Source organism: Paenibacillus sp. 7523-1, assembly GCF_002276415.1.
In the GTDB taxonomy this organism is placed as follows: domain Bacteria; phylum Bacillota; class Bacilli; order Paenibacillales; family Paenibacillaceae; genus Paenibacillus; species Paenibacillus illinoisensis_A.
In genome coordinates, this window is record NZ_NPBR01000042.1 from 1 (window position 1) to 405 (window position 405).

Consider the following 405-nt stretch of genomic DNA (forward strand, 5'->3'; position numbering starts at 1 on the left):
AATCAAGATGGTGGAGGCTGAGGGGCTCGAACCCCCGACCCTCTGCTTGTAAGGCAGATGCTCTCCCAGCTGAGCTAAGCCTCCATCCTATGACCCGTAGGGGATTCGAACCCCTGTTACCTCCGTGAAAGGGAGGTGTCTTAACCCCTTGACCAACGGGCCCCATTTCCAAAGCTCTCAACCGGGATCGAACCGGTGACCTCATCCTTACCATGGATGCACTCTACCTACTGAGCTATGAGAGCAAATGGCTCCCCGAACAGGACTCGAACCTGTGACAACTCGATTAACAGTCGAGTGCTCTACCAACTGAGCTATCAGGGAATAATATGCATTTGCAGGGCAAATGCAATTCATCGTACAACGCTAACATGCAGAGCCTGTTTTCTATGTATGATGAAAGAG

4 tRNA genes are annotated in these 405 nt (G+C 51.4%); all 4 read right to left on the bottom strand.

Annotated features, from left to right (window positions below):
- Positions 1-8: 8 nt before the first annotated feature.
- The 4 genes from CHH60_RS29405 to CHH60_RS29420 all read right to left on the bottom strand — a co-directional run bounded on the left by CHH60_RS29405 (position 9) and on the right by CHH60_RS29420 (position 324).
- Positions 9-84, bottom strand: a tRNA-Val gene (locus tag CHH60_RS29405).
- Between the two features lie 6 nt (positions 85-90).
- A tRNA-Glu gene (locus CHH60_RS29410) sits at positions 91-162 on the bottom strand.
- A gap of 10 nt (positions 163-172) precedes the next feature.
- A tRNA-Thr gene (locus CHH60_RS29415) sits at positions 173-245 on the bottom strand.
- Positions 246-248: 3 nt separating this feature from the next.
- Positions 249-324 (bottom strand) — tRNA-Asn (locus CHH60_RS29420).
- Between the last annotated feature and the right edge of the window lie 81 nt (positions 325-405).